Consider the following 18,406-nt stretch of genomic DNA (forward strand, 5'->3'; position numbering starts at 1 on the left):
TACCTTGATTGCCCGCAGCATCTTCTACTCGTACCGTATAGGTATAAGTCTTGCCATCAGCCAATGCCTTATCTTCGAAACGGTAGATGCCATTGACCAGAATCGCTTCCCCTACCTTCGACCCGTCTCGATACACAGCGACTACTTCATTTATACCTAACACCCCTTTGATGCTGATATTTAAGGTCGGTGTGGTATCGTTGGTGTAGGTGCCACTACCGTAGTCGCCTAATTGTGGTGCTACGTCATCGGTGTAGCTATAGATTTGCGCTGTCGCTGTTGGTGGAACCGTATCGAGATTGATGCTGTAACTGTTTGATGGCGCGCCATCTACTCCCACATTGTTACGTACCGCTGCCACATAGGTGTAGAAACCATCTGCGTCAAGCTCGGCTTCATATTTCCATGTCGTACTGCTCGTCATCGTTGCTGTACCAATTTCGTCTCCATTGCGATAGATCACCACGATATCGCCTGCGCTCAGGGGTGAAGTGATCGAGCCTTCAAGCGTTGGAGTTTTGTCATTGGTATAGCCATTGTTGGGGACTGGGCCTACTCCTGGCTCTACATCATCGAGTATACGGATGATTTCGGCACTTTGACCCACGATATTAAAGTTAGTCACGATGCTGTAGCTGTTGCTCAGGCTTGAGCTATTGCCTGCCAAGTCCACGACTTTTGCGGTATAGATATAACTTTGGTCATTGCCTAGACTTGAATCAGTGTAACTCCAGCTCCATTTACCATTGCTATAGGTCGCTGTGGTACTGCCACGGCATTCCCCATCTCGGTAAATGTAGATCAATTCGCCTGCTGCAAGCCCACTGCTTAAGCTACCGCGGATTTCTGGTGTGTCGTCATTGGTTACGTCTCCATCCCTCACTTTACCAATCACTGGATCTTTGTTGTCATAGATCTCTTCTATCTTGATCGTTTGATCCGGTGGTGTGGTGTCGATATTGATCGTGTATGTAGTTGACTCAGCGCCTGCAACACCTGCTGCACTTTCTACCGCCACGCTGTATTTGTACTTTGTAGCATCTTTCAGGTCTTTGTCTTGGTAAGTCCAGCTCTTACCTGTTGGATCACTTGGATCTAGGATGGCTTCACCAATTTTTACTCCATCTCGGTAGATCGCTATCGTTTCGCCTGCACTCAAAGCACTGTTCAAGGTTCCTTGGAGCAATGGGCTGGTGTCATTGGTGTAACCATTATTCGGTACATTGCCAATGTTAGGTGCTACATCATCATAAACCCCTATAACCTCGCCTTTGTTAAATGATCCATCTGATGCATATTTGAGTTCAAATGGGTTGGAGCTGGCACTTTGTAAGCCTGATGCATCTTCTACTTTTGCTGTATAGGTATAGGTCTGCCCATTGCTCAAACCACCATCCGTGTATTCCCATTGAGTCACGCCTGCTTGCACAGTCACGCTATCAATGCGTTCACCATTTCGGTAGATCACGATGTATTCGTTCGCTGCCAAGGCACTGCTTAAGCTGCCGTATAAAGTTGGCGTTGAGTCATCTGTGGTAACACCTGAGGCAAAGTCACCTTGTACTGGTCCATAGTTGTCATGCATGCTCAAGATGGTGATTGTTTGTGGCGGTGCATCCGTATCAATGTTGATATTATAGCTATTGGAATCACCACCACGGTTGCCAGCCAAGTCTTCTACACGTGCAGTGTATTGGTAAGCTTTGCCATTCTCTAGGTCTTTATCATCAAAGTACCAACTGGTTCCTTTTACCGTTGCTTCTCCGATATATTTACCATCGCGATAGACTACGACTTTTTCGTTGCTGCCTAACTCAGCACTGATCGTACCGTTGATGCGTGGTGTGGTATCGTCGGTATAACCGTTGTCTTTTACCTTACCTGTTTTTACCCCTTCATCATCATAGACATCAGTGATATCTGTTTTTTGGGTCGGTGCTTTGGTATCGACGTTTAATTCAAATGAAGTTGTCGTACTTTCATTGCCCGCTTTGTCAGTTTGGGTCACTATTAGGTTGTGTGCTCCATCGCTGAGTTTGTTGGCTGCACTTGGTTCTACACTCCATTGACCTTTGGCATCTGCAATCGCTGTACCGATGACTTTACCTGTTTCATCTTTCAAACTGATCAATGCACCTGCTTCAGCACCATGTCCATTGAAGGTCGGTTGGGTATCGTTGGTATAGTCACCACTTTGTAAGTTATCTGTAAGGTATTCAACATCATCTACAACGCTATCAAGTTCGATCTTTGTCGGGGCTGTGGTGTCAACAACTAAAACAACGGGATTACTTGGAACACTTTCATTACCTGCAACATCAGTCAAAGTATAAGTAATCGAATGCGTACCCTCTGCCAAAGCTACAGTTGGAGTCAAAGTACCCGTTGCAGGGTCATAAATTGCAGCAACTTCTTTTCCATCAACATAAAGATTTGGCGTGATACCATTATCTAGCACACCAATGACAATGCCCGGTTTTGTATCATCTGTAGGTACACTAAAATTGAACTGACCTTGGTTATTTCCAATATCATCAATATAAGACGTTGGTGCTGACGGTTGATTTGGTGCGGTAGTGACAATATCAATCGTGACTGGATCACTTTGGAAGCTTTCATTTCCAGCCTCATCGGTCAAAGTAAAACTTATTTCATGTGAACCTTCACTCAAAGGCGTTTTTGGCGTCAAAGTCCCATTTTCAGCATCATAAATACTCTCAACTGCTTGACCGTCAACATAAAGTGTTGGGGTTTCATCAGCAGGAATATCACCAATCACAATGGTCGGAGTCGTATCGTCGGTGCTAACCGTGAAATCAAAATGACCCGTCTTTTCACCAGCATCATCAATATATTCAGTAGGTGTATCAGGCTGATTTGGAGCTGTGGTATCTATGATAATTTCGGCAGCTTCACCAAGATCTCCTTCATTACCTTTGCCATCAACTTCTTTATAGGCAATCAGATGACTACCTTCGGATAAAGGCTCAACAGGCGTTAAAATCCCATTTTCACGATCATAAACTGAGGCAACTTCTTTACCATCTACATAAAGTACTGGCGTACGGTCATCTTCAAGTGTACCTATTACAAATCCAGGAGTTGTGTCATCTGTTGGTTTTAAAATACCAAAAGTACCAGTTTTGCTGCCAACATTATCTTCATAAGCGTTGATTGCAACTGGATCTTTAAAAATCGGTTTATCTTCCTTAGGTGCACCATTTTTTTCACGATTGCCGTAGGCAAGCGCAGCGATCAAAATACCGCCAGTCAACCATGGCAAAGCTGCCATATATGGGGAATCTTCTTGATATAAAAGTAGCTCGACATCATCAATCACCTGATAATTGATCGCTTTGTCTATAACGCCAGCATTCTCTAAATCCTGAATCCAAAGTAATCGCCCATCTTCAGTTTTTAAGACCAGACTATTATCGGCGTTATTATTGTCATTATAATAATTTTTTATAATTAGCGGTTCATCAGTTTTTGAAAAATGAATGACAAGATCATTGCCAATCCTTTCTATTTTTTTTATTGCTTTAATCGGAGTATTAATTATAACAACAGAGTTTTCACTTAAAACAAAATTAGAATCTTCTCTAGACTCTAGGATCTTATGTGTCCCCTTAGATATTATATCTACTCTTTTCATAATTCACCCACATTTTGGTAATTAAACTTATTTGAGTCATTATTTTACTTTCAATAACCAAGCCACAAACATGTATCAAAACTCTCTATATACAACTTTAAAATAAGTTAATATTTTTTATAAAAAACAATATTTTAAATTTAATAATGCACTTATATCATACTTAATTGTTATACATTTTTTTTTAAAATATGTTTTTTTAACTTTTTAATATTTTTCATTTAACTTTATAAACAATTTATTGGAATATAAATTCAAAGTAATTTAATCAAGATTAGTATTTTATGAAAAAATAAATGTTATTTAAACGAATTATCTAAAATTTTGCTTATTTTTATCCAACTCCATCACTAATATTGGAAAATATTAAGAATAGAACGTAAGCCTTTTCACTTATTTTCTCTGTTTTATTGCTTTTGCACGAATTATGCAAAAAAAATTGATTTAATACTGATTATGATTTAAAAAGGAAAATTAAAAATATCAAATAGAATGTTTTAAAATTTATATTTGTAGTTTCTTTAATGTTCTAAAATAACAACTCCCCTATAAAAATTTACATCATAAAGTGTTCATAAATTAGTCTATCTTAATGATCAAAATTTTGCTTTATTATTACAATATTTTTTATCGATAAATATCTTACTAAAAAAAAAGCTTATACCTAAAAATCGATATAAGCCTTCATCACTATGATGCATTTACTAACGACAAAGTTATATCACTACAACCTTGCGATGAGAAATATAACCCAATTATTAAATTTTTGTATTATCGCTTTGCGAATATTTTATTAGCCATTTAGCGAAAATTAACTATAGTACACATATATTGAAATTATATATTTTATTTATCAGTAATTTTTATCTCAATGATAATGATTTCAGTTTTAATCATAAAACTGATGTTGAATCGATCAAACGACATACCATATATACGCTCTTCGTCATGTTGATACGCTGGACTCGGATCAAATGATAGAACCTCTTCTATTTCATGAATCATTTGTTCGGTCATCTTTTTTGATTGAAGTAGATCATTTTTGCTTTGCTCGGCATGTTCCGACCAAAGTACTTGTTTTTTTACAGGTGCATTTTCTGCATAAGCGCTTTGTGCATCCATGATCGCATCAGAATATTGGATATAGGGTTTGATATCTAAAATTGGCGTTCCATCGAGCAAATCACTTCCCGTCACATAAAGTCTAAGTGCCTTACCCACTTTTTTGACCTGTTTAAATCGCACCACAGACAATCCAATTGGCGATGGTCGATACATACTACGTGTTGCAAAAACACCGATTTTTGCATTTCCACCTAAACGCGGCGGTCGAACTTGCGCTCTAAACTTATTTTCATGTTCTTTTTGTTGTTTATTTGCATGAAAATTCCACAAAATCCATAAATGACTGAACTGTTCAATCCCTTCAAAAGCCAAAATATCGTGATACGGCGCTACAAACTCGATATAAGATTCGACATCAACTAAGTTGGGTTGCCTTGGTATACCAAACTTTTCCCGATAGGGTGAGTGCATAAATCCTATAATCGGAAAGCTAAGTTCTGTCATAATCACTTTTTCTGATAAGCTCAATTAAATATATTCAGTTTATAGCGTATGATTTTAGATTAGAATAGCAACTTGTTTAATTTAGATATTTTATTGAGACCTTTAATGGCTGCTTTTAACGTCGAAAAGATTACTCACGTTCACCACTGGAATGACACTTTATTTAGCTTTAAAACGACTCGTGATACGGCGTTACGTTTTAAAAATGGTCAATTTGTGATGATTGGTCTTGAAGTCAATGGTAAGCCTTTGATGCGTGCTTATTCTATTGCAAGTGCAAACTATGAAGAAGAACTTGAATTCTTCTCTATTAAAGTGCCTGATGGTCCTTTAACTTCTATTTTGCAAAAAGTAAAAGTAGGCGATGAAATTTTAGTTTCAAAAAAACCTACAGGGACTTTAGTTTTAGATGACTTAAATCCTGGTAAAAACCTTTATCTTTTATCTTCTGGTACAGGCCTTGCTCCGTTTCTTTCTGTGATTCGTGATCCTGAAACTTATGAGCGTTTTGAAAAAATAATCGTAGTACATGGTACTCGTTTCATTTCTGAATTGGCTTATGAAGATTTGATCACCAATGAAGTGCCAAATCATGAATTCTTTAAAGAATTAGGCGCTCAGGAAAAATTGGTTTACTACCCTACAGTGACTCGTGAAGAATTCCACACTCAAGGTCGTGTAACAACTGCGATTGAAAGTGGTCAATTATTTGAAAAAATTGGTCTTCCACGTTTCAATCCTGAAACTGACCGTGCAATGCTTTGTGGTAGCCCAGCATTCTTAGACGACGTTGCTGCGTTGCTTGATCAGCATGGTTTAAAAGAGTCTCCTAAAATGGGTGTACTCGGTGACTATGTGATTGAACGTGCGTTTGTTGAAAAATAATCGAACTTCATAAAAAAAGCGCATTTATATGCGCTTTTTTATTTTTAATTTATACGCTTACACTCAATTTGATATTGATCCATCACTTGATCAAATAAAATCATTTTATAAACCAACTTATCGTCGTTCAATTCTGCAATTTGGAACTGTGTAGGATCTGGGTCATTAATCGCATCTTGCATTTTTAAATCCTGCTCTAAAGCGGGATTATCGACTTTGAAACTTGTCGCTTTGTAATGATCAAGTGTCAATGTATTTTGATCCAAAACCCATTTTGCCGTTAATTTGATATCGTAATTGGCTTTTTCTCGTGCTTTTGTCGCTAATAGTTTAGATGTTTCTTGGTAAATCCCTGATTTTTCAAACTCAATTTTTGAGGTTTCTTTGAGTGAAATATCCATATAATCCATTTGGTCGCTACACTGCCATTTTCCAATAATTTTCTCTGGATCAATTGAATTTGATGTGACTATGGCATGACTTAGATTTGAAAAAAACATCGTGCTACTCAAAATGCCCATACATATATATTTTATTTTCAAGTTTAAATTCCTTATTCGTTGCAAAATATCTTCAATAATCGTTTTAAACATAGCATTTTAAATCATTTTCATGACTAAAAAATGATGTTTTTTTATCATTTTCTCACAAAAATTAAAACAAAAATCAAGCATCTACCCAAGCCACAACACTGTTTCAAATAAAATATTATTTACCATGTAAATACCAAATTAATACGTCATTTTATAAACAAATGTGAAAAGTGCTATAATAACTTACACATTTTGCTGTAAGTCTGTTTATTCTTCGCAAAAGAATCTACTTTTCAATGACTTCGTTACATAGACGATACTAAGTAAGTTTACTCTCCCGCTTCATTTTTAATTTGCTTATGTTTATGCAACAAAGCCAAGATATTTAAATTAGGCTAATGTATGAACACAGAACAAAACGCTCCTGTCGAAAGCTCTGGTTTTAAAGTCTATAGATTACTCGTAGCTTTAGTCACCTTAGTGATCGCACTATTTTTAATTGTACAAGGCTCAAAACTATTGAGTTTGGGTGGTACGAGCTATTATCTGATTGCTGGTATTGCTTATGCTGTCATTGCTGTTTTGTATGCAATCAAAAAAACAGCTGGGTTATGGTTATCAACTTTAACCTATGTTGCCACTATTATTTGGGCGATTACAGAAGTTCAAAGTTTTGACTTTTGGCAATATATCCCTCGTTTGGTTGTTCCAACCATTTTATTCGTGCTTCTTTTATGGGCGAGTAAAAGTTTAACTGGCTTGAGCCATGAAAGAGTCAAACTCGCAAACGGTGTTGGTGTTTTAGGTTTGATTGCTTGTATCGCAACTTTGGTTGCTGCATTTTTCCCACACGGAAAAATCTACAATCCGATTGCGTTGATCCAAGATCCAAATCTTGCTAAACCAAATGCACAAAACTCTGAAAACTGGGAATATTTTGGTCGTAATGGTAACGGTACTCGTTTTGCACCATATACAGATATTACCCCTGAAAATGTTAAAGATCTGAAAGTTGCATGGACCTATCATACTGGTCGTGATACCAAAGCAGGTGTAGATGAAAATACACCGATTCAAATTGGTAGTACTTTATATTCATGCACACCAACCAATATCATTTCTGCAATTGATGGTGATAGTGGTAAAGAAATTTGGAAATATGATCCAAAAGCTAAAACTGCGGAACATATCACTTGTCGTGGTGTGGGTTATTATAATGCTGCAAATGATAAATCATTATCTGTCGCAGAGCTTAACTCTCCTGCAATCAAAGCATGTCCTGAACGTATTTTAACGTCTACAGTTGATGGTCGTTTAATTGCATTAAATGCAAAAACTGGTGCGCTTTGTGAAGGCTTTGGTACAAATGGTCAAGTCGATGTTTTACATGACATGGGACCAACTGAACAAAGTAAACGTTATCACCCTACATCAACTCCGTTGATCGCTGGTCATGTTGCCATTTTAGGCGGCTGGGTTCGTGATATCGTGCATGGTGAGCCTTCTGGTGTTGTCCGTGCTTATGATGTTAACACTGGTAAATTGGCTTGGGCTTGGGATGTCGGCAATCCTGAACTTGTTGGTGAACCTACAGATGGCAAAGGCTTCACACTCGAAACTCCAAATATGTGGACCATTCCAACTTATGACAAAGATTTAAATCTTGTTTATTTGCCTACAGGTAATGGTCCTCCAGATTATTGGGGTGGTGATCGTAACGCTGCAAAAGAAAAATTTGGTTCAGCTGTTGTTGCTGTAAATGCCACTACTGGTAAAACTGTTTGGTCTTATCAAATCGTGCATCATGATGTTTGGGATTATGATTTACCATCACAACCTGTTCTTTATGACGTAACCAATGATCAAGGTGTAAAAGTGCCTGCATTGATCCAAACCACTAAAACTGGTCAGATTTTTGTTCTTGATCGTCGTACTGGTCAACCGATTACCAAAGTTGTTGAAAAACCTGTTTCTCAAGCATTTAAAGCTGAAGGTGAAAAACTTTCCCCTACTCAACCTTACTCAGTAGGTATGCCACAAATCGGCAACGAAACATTGAAAGAATCTGATATGTGGGGTGTGTCTACATTTGATCAATTGGCTTGTCGTATTAATTTCAAAGATTCTGTATATAACGGCATGTTCACTGCTCCAAGTGAAAAACCATATATTGAATGGCCAAGTTTGCTCGGTGGAATGAACTGGGGTGGTATTTCAATTGATGAATCAACAGGCATGATGTTCGTCAATGATATGCGTATGCCGCTTCGGATGTCTTTGGTCCGCAAAGAAGATATGGGCAAATACAAAATCTCGACTGACGAAGTTCCTGGATTTATGGGTACTGTCCGTCCTCAATTTGCTGGTCCATACGCTGGGATCAAAATTGATATTTTACAATCAAAACTCGGTGTTCCTTGTAACAAACCTCCATTTGGTACAATGACTGCGATTGATTTGAAAAGTAAAAAAATCGTTTGGCAAGTTCCAATGGGTACAGCCGAAGAACTTGGTCCTTTAGGTGTTAAAACTCACATGCCAATTCCGCTTGGTATGCCTACATTGGGTGGTCCAACATCTACAGCATCTGGGCTCGTATTCTTTGCAGGTACTCAAGATTATTACTTGCGTGCGCTTGATTCAAAAACTGGTAAAGAAGTTTGGAAAGTTCGTTTACCTGTAGGTGCTGTAGCTGCGCCATTGGTATATAAATCTCCAAAAACTGGTAAAGAATATGTGGTGATTTCTGCAGGTGGTGCAAGCCACTCTAAAGATGTTGGCGATTATATTATTGCCTACGCTCTACCTGATCATAAATAAACTGAAAATGATCGTAAAAAAGCAGTCTTTCGAGACTGCTTTTTTATTGGAGAATAAAAAATCATAGATTAGCATTTGAAGTGCAATATCATGCTTTTAAAATAACACCTGACTCGGACTTTTCAATCCAAGTCTTTCTCTTAAGCTTTGATTCTACCACTGACTAATCCCATCTTAGTTCCCACCTGAGTTTTTCTCTGTTGTACTTCATCTGATAATCTTGAGAATAAAAAAGCCCCCTCAAGGGAGCTTCTTTAAATATATGTTTTATATTGGATTAACCAATAAATTTACGTGCATTGCGGAACATACGTAACCATGCACCATCTTCAGTCCATTCTTCAGGTTTCCAAGAATGTTGAATTGCACGGAAGTTACGTTCTGGATGCGGCATCATGATCGTTGCACGACCATCTTTAGACGTTACACCTGAAATGGCATCAGGTGAACCATTTGGGTTCAATGGATAATGTTGAGTTGGATTACCCAAACCATCCACATAACGCAAGATCACTTGATCATTGCTATTTAATGATGCAAATTGTTCATCGCTTGCAACTGCACGACCTTCACCATGCGCAACAGCGATTGGTAAAATCGAACCTTGCATACCATCAAGCAAGATAGAAGCAGATTTTTCAACACGAACGTTCACCACACGTGCTTCAAATACTTCTGAAGTATTGCGATGGAAACGCGGCCAGTTGTCTGCACCTGGGATTAATGGAGCCAATTGCGCTAACATTTGACAACCGTTACAGATACCTACACTGAAAGTTTCATCACGATGGAAGAATTTTTCAAATTGGTCACGAAGTTTCGGGTTAAACAAGACTGATTTAGCCCAACCACCACCTGCACCAAGTACGTCACCGTAAGAGAAACCACCACAAGCCACTAGACCTTCAAATTCATCTAGATCGATACGACCAGCGAGTAAATCGCTCATATGCACATCGACTGTATTGAAGCCAGCTTTGTCAAATGCAGCAGCCATTTCCACATGACCGTTTACGCCTTGTTCACGTAAAATCACCATGTTTGGACGGCGAGTATTGATAAATGGAGCTTCTACAGGCTCATTTAAATCAAATGTAGCTTCAGCTATCAAACCTTTATGGTTTTTATCAGCAATCAAAGCAAATTCTTGATCAGCAGTTTCAGAGTTGTCACGTAGGCGTTGGATCTGATGAGAAACTTCTGTCCAAGCTTGTTGCAATTCAGCACGGTCAAGAACTACACCATTGATAGACAACGCGTCAGAATGATTCACTTGACCAACTACAGTCACGATATCACGTAGACTTGAAAGCTCAACTTCAGACTTCAATGCTTCCCAATCAGAAGCAGTTAACTGAATCACAGCACCAATTTCTTCTGCAAATAGAGCATCTGTAGATTGTTCTGTAAGTGCTACACCTAAACGTGAAGCAAACATCATTTCAGCAACAGTCGCCAATAAACCACCATCACCGATGTCATGATAAGCCTTGATCAGACCACGATTATTCCAGTCTTGGATGGTATCAAAGAATGTTTTGAAATCTTCAAAGCTGTCTACATCTGGAGTAATGCTACCGATCGCTTTATACACTTGCGCAAGGATAGAACCACCTAAACGGAACTGACCTTTAGACAAATCAAAACGAACCAATACCGAATTTTCGATATCTTTTAATTCTGGAGTTAATGTTTTACGTACATCAACCACTGGTGCAAATGCAGTAATCACACCAGACATTGGCGAAGTCACTGCTTTATCAATACCTTCATCGTTCCAAGTGGTACGCATTGAAAGTGAATCTTTACCTACAGGAATCGCAATACCGAGTGCTGGACACATTTCCATACCGATCGCTTTTACACCTTCAAACAAAGCTTGATCTTCGCCTTGTTGTCCAGCCGCAGCCATCCAGTTTGCAGAAAGTTTGATGTCACTGATTTGTTCAATATTGGCACATGCAATATTTGAAATTGCTTCTGCTACAGCTAAACGAGCTGAAGCAGCAGGATTTAACAATGCAACTGGTGGACGTTCACCCATTGCCATCGCTTCACCTGTATAACCCAGTAAGCTTGTAGTTGTCACTGCTGCATCTGCAACAGGCACTTGCCAACGACCTACAAACTGATCACGTGCAACCATACCTGTGATTGAACGGTCACCAATCGTAATCAAGAATGATTTTGATGCAACTGTCGGATTTTTAAGGACACGGAAAATCGCATCTTTAAGATCAACTTGAGATGCATCAAAGTCGTTGCCTTTACGTTCAATCGTTTCATAAGAACGTTGCATACGCGGTGTACCACCGAGCATTACTTGCATTGGCATATCTACAGCAGCATTATCAAATAATGGATCTTCTACCACCAATTGACGAGCTTCAGTTGCTTCACCAAGTACAGCAAACGGACAACGCTCACGCGCACAAATATCTTCAAACTGTGCCAATGATTCTGGACGAATCGCCAAGACATAACGTTCTTGAGCTTCGTTAGACCAGATCTCCATTGGAGACATACCTGGTTCTAGTGAAGGAATTTTACGTAGATTGAGTATCGCACCCAATTCGTGATCATTTACCAATTCTGGCATTGCATTTGAAAGACCACCTGCACCCACATCATGTACAGATACGATTGGGTTATAGTCTTCTAAACGCCAGCAAGTATCGATCACTTCTTGGCAACGGCGTTCCATTTCTGGATTTTCACGTTGTACTGAAGCAAAGTCTAAGTTTTCACCCAAACTACCACTGTCTACAGAAGATGCAGCACCACCGCCTAAGCCGATAAGCATTGCAGGTCCGCCGAGTACGATCAATAAATCGCCCGGTTGGATTGGATCTTTTTCAACGTGATCAGGACGGATATTACCGTAACCACCTGCGATCATAATTGGTTTGTGGAAGCCTTTCACTTCACCGTTAACATTTTGTTCAAAAGTACGGAAATAACCATTTAATGCAGGACGACCAAACTCGTTGTTAAACGCAGCACCGCCCAAAGGTCCTTCAATCATGATTTGAAGTGGAGATGCCATACGAGACGGTTTACCGTAGTTTTCTTCCCAAGGTTGCTCAAAACCAGGAATATTCAAGTTTGAAACTGTAAAACCAGTCAAACCTGCTTTCGGCTTACCACCACGACCTGTCGCACCCTCATCACGGATCTCACCACCAGAACCTGTCGCCGCACCTGCAAATGGTGCAATCGCTGTAGGATGGTTATGTGTTTCCACTTTCATCAAGATGTGCGCAGCTTGGCTTTTGTATTTATAAACAAAATGCCCATTTTCATCCGCTTTTGGATAAAAACGTTGAGTATCGTAACCAACGATGACCGAAGCATTATCTTTATAAGCAGATAAGACGTCAGTCGGAGATTCTTTATACGTATTTTTAATCATTTGGAACAATGACAATGGTTGTTTTTCACCATCAATTGTCCATTCAGAACCAAAGATTTTATGACGACAATGCTCTGAGTTTGCTTGGGCAAACATCATAAGTTCGATGTCGTGTGGATTACGCCCCATTTTTGTAAATGCAGCAGTTAAATAATCGATTTCTTCATCAGAGAGTGCAAAACCAAATTCGTTATTGGCTTGAACAAGTGCATCCTTACCTTGACCTAAAATATCAATGCTATTTAGAGGTTTAGGTGCTGTTTCAACAAATAATGCAGCTGCATCATCAATTTTGCCAAAAACACTTTCTGTCATACGATCATGAAGTGCAAGTTTGACTTCATTTGAAACGTCTTTAATCCCCTTTATAGTAAACAAAACACCGCGTTCAAGGCGGTGTACAGGGGTATTACAGTTCGCAAAAATATCTGTGGCCTTTGAAGACCATGGTGAAATCGTACCCACACGAGGAGTCACTAAGATTTGAATCTCATCAGCATTTGGCTGGCGCAATTCAAATGATTTACCATCATTTAATAGTTTTAAAGCAGATTGTTTTTGCTCTTCGTTGAGCGCTTGGTCAAACAGATAAACCCATTGGCTATCAAAAGATTGAACAGAACTAATTGACGATAAACGTGATAATAGTTGAGTTTTCTTAAAGGTAGAATGTGCTGGTGCACCGGCCACGATAAACATGCTGATTTTGGCTCCACGGGCAAGTCTGGTGAATTTGCCGCAATGTGACTTGAAGAGAGCGCATATTCTACTGTGTATTGGCAAAATCAGCTAGATGGAAAAGTACGATTCCTTCAACTTATTATCAAAGAAAATAGATGAACGTCGCTCTTTTAAAAGAATTATTTTAAATTTAGGATGTTAAACCGCCATAAAAAGGCGTTTCCAAATAATTCCTTACATATTTTAATGTGATTTTAAGCAACGCAATACCTATTTTCAAAGACAAGACCAAGCACATCTAAATACTTCTATACAAACAAAGAGCTATCTTTTTGTTTTCTTGTTTAGTGATGATCGACATAATCCACTAAATGAACCAAGGCTTCAGCCGCAAGTTGCATCGACTTTGGATCTACTGTGTCCACTCGGTCACAAATCGTGTGATAACAAGGTGCAAATTCAAGTACATCACCTTTCATTTGTTCATGAAATAAAATCAGTGATGCTACAGGCACTTTTCCTAAAAAAGCAGCTGTATCGCTCGCAGTCAAAGTTGAAACATCCTCTTTAATTTTTAGATTTTTCGATTTAAAAAATGTTTTAAGCTCATCTTCTAAAGCCTGATCGCCTGTATGCGAAGGCAATTTTCTCAACCCATCCAATAAAGGTTTATAGTCTTGCTCAGACATTCCCCGTTGTTGCAGTTGTTTTTCCATTTCATCAACAGAAGATTTATCAGCATCTGCAATCAAGATTTCAGGATCTTTTGTACCCACCATATCTACATTGATATAGGCTTTGATGGCTTTTAACTGTTGTTCAGTCAAATGCTCTGCATAAGCTTGAGAACCAGCAATTCCTTGTTCTTCTGAGTCCCAAAATGCAACATATATACTATGTTCAGGCTGGATTTTTTTAGATGACATTTCCTCAATAAAATCCATTAATAATGCTGTGCCAGAAGCATTATCATTGATTCCTGGTCCCATTTTCACAGAATCATAATGTGCACCAATTAAAGTCGCATGATCTTGATCCTTACCTTTAATCTCAACCAATATGTTTTGCCCAATCACTTTGTCACGATTTTCAAATGCAATGATTTGCACCTCATAACCGGTTTTTTTGATGTGATCTAAAATATATTGCGCACTGGCTTCACCGCCTTTAGTCCCTGTCGCTCGATTGCCTTGATGACTTTCAGCAATATTTTGAAATTGATTTAAATGATTCATCATACGGTTGCTTTGTAATGTCAAAGAACCCACTGTCATGCCTGTACTGACCAGTGTAGTTGCCGTAGACATTGCAAAAAGTGAACAGCCCGTTAGCGTTAAACTGCTCGCCAAAGCGATAGCCATGGCAAATTTTGATTGAAATTTCATTATTATTCCCCTTATAAAATCATTATATTTTATATGACTTTGCAATAAAAATGAGTTCGAAAATGTAGCCTTTATTTTATAGCGCATTTCAACACTTAGACTTTTAAGCAGATAAATCAGCAACAAGCACGTTCTTGATCTAGTGCTTTTCATTTTTTTTTGGCATGATGTTTTTATTGAAGAAGTGAATAATGATAAATGACTCAAATGCGTTGGTTAGAACTGCTTTCTACAGTTCGTCTTGGTAGTAAAAAACAAAGTTCAGAACAGGCACGTAGCCCATTTCACAAAGACTATGACCGAATTATATTTTCTCAAAGTTTCCGTCAGCTCAATCGTAAAACGCAAGTGCATCCCCTCACCCAACATGATGGCATTCATACCCGACTGACCCATTCACTTGAAGTGTCATGTATTGGACGTTCGCTTGGCATGTTGGCGGCTGAAAAAATCAAAGACCATTTACCTGTATGGATTTCACCTGCTGATGTTGGGGCGATTATCCAAGCCGCTTGCTTGGCGCATGATATCGGCAATCCACCTTTTGGTCATGCAGGAGAATATGCGATTCGAGAATGGTTTGATGATGCATCACATACCGATTTTCTAAAGGATTTAAATGATCATCAAGAAGCTGATGTACGCCAATTTGAAGGTAATGCACAAGGCTTAAGATTATTGACCAAAATTGATTATCATCCTCATGATGGTGGCATGCGTTTAACCTTTGCGACACTTGGTGCCTATCTCAAATATCCATGGCTATCCAAAACCATCGAATCTCAAGGCAATACCCCTGCAAGCCAACGTGCCAAATTTGGTTGCTATCAGGCTGAAAAAGAAACCCTCAAACAAATCGCTGAACAGCTCGGTTTATTGCAATTGGGGGATTATCATTATTGTCGTCATCCGCTCACCTATCTGCTCGAAGCTGCCGATGATATGTGTTATGCCCTCATTGATCTTGAAGATGGCATTATTTTAAATATGCTGAATTATGAAGAAGTTGAACCTATATTTTTAGCACTGATTGGTGATTATGGTATCCCGGCCGAACTCAATATGCCGAGTAGTACATGGCAGCAAAAAATTGCAGCACTTCGTGGGCGAGTCATGAAGCGCTTGGTTGATGAAGTGACTACAGCTTTTGCCAAACATCACTATGAAATATTGTCAGGTCAGCTTAAAGGCTCGTTATTGCAATACTGTGCAGCCGACATTGAAATCGGTATCGATAAAGCTAAAAATCTGGCACGTGAAAAGATCTTTGAACATCCGCAAAAATCAGGCTTAGAAATTATTGCACATCAAAGTTTACAAACCATCTTGGATGCTTTTGTGCCATTAACCATGCCAAATAAAACATTGAGCTTTAAAGAGCAACGTTTGATGTCGATTTTAAACAGATTTGGAGCACAATTTCATGATCATCATTATGACAACATCATGCAGGTCTTGGATATCGTCAGTAAATTTTCTGATCACCAAGCCTACAATTTGGCTCAGGAATTAAAAGGGAATAAAGTCGGGTTCTTTTGAGATCGAAACGTTCTGCCGAAACTCGCCAATGAAACAAGTATTCATTTTGAGATTGAGGCAGAATACTGACAGTTTAAGCAAAATTGTTTTTTGCGTTTAGAACAAATGGCATCTAATATGCCCTTATCTATTTAACATTTTTAATAAAGCGAAAATATATTCATGATCGGATGTTTAATTGGGGAAGTATTAGCCCTCGAAGCACCAACTGTCGTACTCAATGTCAACGGCATTGGTTATGAAATTGATACCCCACTTTCTACATTCTGCCAATTACAAAAAGGTCAAAAAGTTACCCTTTGGACTCATCTTGCAGTCCGTGAAGATGCTCAGCTCCTCTACGGATTTATCAATGCCCAAGAAAAAACCATTTTCCGTACTTTGCTCAAAGTAAACGGCGTCGGTCCTAAAATGGCTTTGGGGATTTTATCGACTTTGAGTGTCGAATTGCTGGTGCATACGATTGAAAATGATGATATCAATACCCTCGTAAAAGTTCCGGGTGTTGGTAAAAAAACCGCTGAACGTCTCATGATCGAACTTCGAGATCGTTTCAAAGCATTGGCTACAGGAACTACACCAGCCAACTCGACTGTGGCACAAATTCAATTTAGTTCAAACTCACCTGTTGCCGAAGCCGAAGCTGCATTACAATCTTTAGGTTATAAACCTGCGGAAGCACAAAAAGCTGTTGCTGCTGTAAAAGGTGACTTTAGCGAATCAGCCGATATTATTCGTGCCGCTTTAAAATCAATGATGAAATAAAGATAGATCAAGACAATCATGCAAGACCGTTTAATCAGTGGTACTGAAAAACCTGAAGATCATTTTGATCGTGCGATTCGCCCGACAACGCTAGATGACTATATCGGACAGCCAGTTGTTCGTGAGCAAATGGAAATTTTTATTGGTGCTGCACGAGGTCGTGGTGAGGCACTCGATCATACTTTGATTTTTGGTCCACCGGGTTTGGGTAAAACAACGCTTGCCAACATCATTGCCAGAGAAATGGGTGGCAACCTCAAATCGACCTCAGGTCCTGTTTTAGAACGTGCAGGCGATTTGGCAGCGATGCTCACAAATCTCGAAGAAGGCGATGTGTTATTTATTGATGAGATTCATCGTCTCTCACCTGTGATCGAAGAAATTCTCTATCCTGCAATGGAAGATTATCAACTCGATATCATGATTGGTGAAGGTCCTGCTGCCCGCTCGATTAAACTGGATCTGCCTCCATTTACACTAGTTGCGGCAACTACACGTGCAGGGCTATTGACTTCACCACTACGCGATCGTTTTGGGATCGTGCAACGATTAGAGTTCTATTCTGTTGAAGATCTGACTCATATCGTGTCACGTTCTGCCCATCTCATGGATGTACCGACCACGGATGAAGGTGCTCTTGAAGTTGCTCGACGTTCACGTGGTACGCCTCGTATCGCCAATCGTTTATTGCGTCGAGTACGCGACTATGCACAAGTCAAAGGCACAGGTGAAGTAACCAAGGAAATGGCGCAACGTGCTTTGGATATGCTCAATGTCGATAAAGACGGTTTAGACACACTAGATCGTCGTTATCTCAGTATGCTACTTGAGCGTTTTGATGGTGGCCCTGCTGGCGTTGAAGCACTCGCTGCGGCAATGGCGGAAGACTCAGGAACACTTGAAGATGTGATTGAACCTTATCTCATCCAACAAGGTTATGTCATGCGTACAGCACGTGGCCGTATCGCAACCAATCAAGCTTATCTACAGTTTGGTCTGACACCACCTGAACCTAAAGCTTAAACATCTAAAATAAAAGGAATATATTTATATTCCTTTTATTATTTGTCGATCACTTAGTGATATAAATTATTTCAAAATAACAATATAAACATGATAATTTGATTCAGCGCTATTTGATATTTTATAAATGCTTTTGGGA

The 18,406-nt window shown here is 39.1% G+C and carries 10 protein-coding genes; 5 read left to right on the forward strand and 5 right to left on the reverse strand.

Annotated elements, in window-relative coordinates:
* Both F960_RS22695 and tsaA read right to left on the reverse strand, forming a co-directional pair.
* Positions 1–3,655 (reverse strand): Ig-like domain-containing protein (locus F960_RS22695; RefSeq protein ID WP_004866745.1); only part of this gene is annotated, 3,655 nt, incomplete at its 3' end.
* Positions 3,656–4,501: 846 nt separating this feature from the next.
* Positions 4,502–5,224 (reverse strand): tRNA (N6-threonylcarbamoyladenosine(37)-N6)-methyltransferase TrmO, encoded by a 723-nt coding sequence (gene tsaA, locus F960_RS14885; RefSeq protein ID WP_004866748.1) that lies wholly within the window; start codon positions 5,222–5,224, stop codon positions 4,502–4,504.
* 105 nt (positions 5,225–5,329) lie between these two features.
* Between tsaA and F960_RS14890 the strand changes: the two genes are divergently transcribed.
* Positions 5,330–6,109: a ferredoxin--NADP reductase gene (locus F960_RS14890; RefSeq protein ID WP_004866751.1), complete on the forward strand. Its 780-nt coding sequence runs from the start codon at positions 5,330–5,332 to the stop codon at positions 6,107–6,109.
* A 44-nt stretch (positions 6,110–6,153) separates the two neighbouring features.
* On the opposite strand, the gene F960_RS14895 is transcribed toward F960_RS14890, so the two are convergent.
* Entirely contained in the window at positions 6,154–6,609 is a 456-nt protein-coding gene (locus F960_RS14895; protein ID WP_004866754.1) for a lipocalin family protein, read from the reverse strand.
* A gap of 435 nt (positions 6,610–7,044) precedes the next feature.
* On the opposite strand from F960_RS14895, the gene F960_RS14900 reads away from it, so the two are divergent.
* Entirely contained in the window at positions 7,045–9,462 is a 2,418-nt protein-coding gene (locus F960_RS14900) for a membrane-bound PQQ-dependent dehydrogenase, glucose/quinate/shikimate family (protein WP_004866756.1), read from the forward strand.
* Between the two features lie 277 nt (positions 9,463–9,739).
* On the opposite strand, the gene purL is transcribed toward F960_RS14900, so the two are convergent.
* Positions 9,740–13,573 (reverse strand): phosphoribosylformylglycinamidine synthase, encoded by a 3,834-nt coding sequence (gene purL / locus F960_RS14905; RefSeq protein WP_004866759.1) that lies wholly within the window; start codon positions 13,571–13,573, stop codon positions 9,740–9,742.
* A 326-nt stretch (positions 13,574–13,899) separates the two neighbouring features.
* On the reverse strand, positions 13,900–14,940 hold the full coding sequence (locus F960_RS14910) for a M20/M25/M40 family metallo-hydrolase (protein WP_004866761.1): 1,041 nt from the start codon (positions 14,938–14,940) through the stop codon (positions 13,900–13,902).
* A gap of 198 nt (positions 14,941–15,138) precedes the next feature.
* Between F960_RS14910 and F960_RS14915 the strand changes: the two genes are divergently transcribed.
* The 3 genes from F960_RS14915 (at position 15,139) to ruvB (ending at position 18,267) form a co-directional block, all read left to right on the forward strand.
* The gene (locus F960_RS14915) at positions 15,139–16,479 is read left to right on the forward strand and encodes a deoxyguanosinetriphosphate triphosphohydrolase (RefSeq protein ID WP_004866764.1); all 1,341 of its coding nucleotides are present in this window, start codon (positions 15,139–15,141) and stop codon (positions 16,477–16,479) included.
* Between the two features lie 162 nt (positions 16,480–16,641).
* Entirely contained in the window at positions 16,642–17,244 is a 603-nt protein-coding gene (gene ruvA, locus F960_RS14920; protein WP_004866767.1) for a Holliday junction branch migration protein RuvA, read from the forward strand.
* An 18-nt stretch (positions 17,245–17,262) separates the two neighbouring features.
* The gene (gene ruvB, locus F960_RS14925) at positions 17,263–18,267 is read left to right on the forward strand and encodes a Holliday junction branch migration DNA helicase RuvB (protein WP_004866769.1); all 1,005 of its coding nucleotides are present in this window, start codon (positions 17,263–17,265) and stop codon (positions 18,265–18,267) included.
* Positions 18,268–18,406: the final 139 nt, after the last annotated feature.

The organism is Acinetobacter gerneri DSM 14967 = CIP 107464 = MTCC 9824, assembly GCF_000368565.1.
Classification (GTDB): Bacteria; Pseudomonadota; Gammaproteobacteria; order Pseudomonadales; family Moraxellaceae; genus Acinetobacter; species Acinetobacter gerneri.

Coding starts and splice junctions, on each gene's coding strand:
- F960_RS14915 (WP_004866764.1), top strand. CDS start 15,139: ATGACTCAAATGCGTTGGTTAGAACTGCTTTCTACAGTTCGTCTTGGT.
- F960_RS14900 (WP_004866756.1), top strand. CDS start 7,045: ATGAACACAGAACAAAACGCTCCTGTCGAAAGCTCTGGTTTTAAAGTC.
- tsaA (WP_004866748.1), bottom strand. CDS start 5,224: ATGACAGAACTTAGCTTTCCGATTATAGGATTTATGCACTCACCCTAT.
- F960_RS14895 (WP_004866754.1), bottom strand. CDS start 6,609: ATGTTTTTTTCAAATCTAAGTCATGCCATAGTCACATCAAATTCAATT.
- F960_RS14910 (WP_004866761.1), bottom strand. CDS start 14,940: ATGAAATTTCAATCAAAATTTGCCATGGCTATCGCTTTGGCGAGCAGT.
- F960_RS14890 (WP_004866751.1), top strand. CDS start 5,330: ATGGCTGCTTTTAACGTCGAAAAGATTACTCACGTTCACCACTGGAAT.
- ruvA (WP_004866767.1), top strand. CDS start 16,642: ATGATCGGATGTTTAATTGGGGAAGTATTAGCCCTCGAAGCACCAACT.
- ruvB (WP_004866769.1), top strand. CDS start 17,263: ATGCAAGACCGTTTAATCAGTGGTACTGAAAAACCTGAAGATCATTTT.
- purL (WP_004866759.1), bottom strand. CDS start 13,573: ATGTTTATCGTGGCCGGTGCACCAGCACATTCTACCTTTAAGAAAACT.